General features: G+C 68.4%; 1 protein-coding gene. It reads left to right on the plus strand.

The features are described from left to right. The coding region (metK, locus tag ACWC1K_RS50690) for a methionine adenosyltransferase (protein WP_450841010.1) at positions 1–1,120 on the plus strand (1,120 nt) is incomplete at both ends.

Genomic DNA, 1,120 nt, shown 5'->3' on the forward strand with positions numbered 1-1,120 from the left:
TGTCCCGTCGCCTGTTCACCTCGGAGTCCGTGACCGAGGGTCACCCCGACAAGATCGCTGACCAGATCAGCGACACCATTCTCGACGCGCTTCTGCGTGAGGACCCGACCTCCCGGGTCGCCGTCGAGACGCTGATCACCACCGGTCTGGTGCACGTCGCCGGTGAAGTCACCACCAAGACCTACGCGGACATCGCGACCCTCGTCCGCAACAAGATCCTCGAGATCGGGTACGACTCCTCGAAGAAGGGCTTCGACGGCGCCTCCTGCGGCGTCTCGGTGTCCATCGGCGCGCAGTCCCCGGACATCGCGCAGGGTGTCGACACGGCGTACGAGAACCGGGTCGAGGGCGACGAGGACGAGCTGGACCGCCAGGGCGCCGGCGACCAGGGCCTGATGTTCGGTTACGCGACCGACGAGACGCCCACCCTGATGCCGCTGCCGATCTTCCTGGCGCACCGGCTGGCGAAGCGGCTGTCCGAGGTCCGCAAGAACGGCACGATCCCCTACCTGCGCCCCGACGGCAAGACGCAGGTCACCATCGAGTACGACGGTGACAAGGCCGTCCGCCTCGACACCGTGGTGGTCTCCTCGCAGCACGCGAGCGACATCGACCTGGAGTCGCTCCTCGCCCCCGACATCCGCGAGTTCGTCGTCGAGGCGGAGCTGAAGGCGCTCCTGGACGACGGCATCAAGCTGGACACGGACAGCTACCGCCTCCTGGTCAACCCGACCGGCCGTTTCGAGATCGGCGGCCCGATGGGCGACGCCGGCCTCACCGGCCGCAAGATCATCATTGACACGTACGGCGGCATGGCCCGCCACGGCGGCGGTGCCTTCTCCGGCAAGGACCCGTCCAAGGTCGACCGCTCCGCCGCGTACGCGATGCGCTGGGTGGCGAAGAACGTGGTCGCCGCGGGCCTCGCCTCCCGCTGCGAGGTCCAGGTCGCGTACGCCATCGGCAAGGCCGAGCCCGTCGGTCTGTTCGTCGAGACCTTCGGCACCGCCAAGGTCGAGACCGAGAAGATCGAGAAGGCGATCGACGAGGTCTTCGACCTCCGCCCGGCCGCGATCATCCGCGACCTCGACCTGCTCCGCCCGATCTACGCCCAGACGGCGGC

The sequence above is a fragment of the Streptomyces sp. NPDC001492 genome, assembly GCF_053597275.1.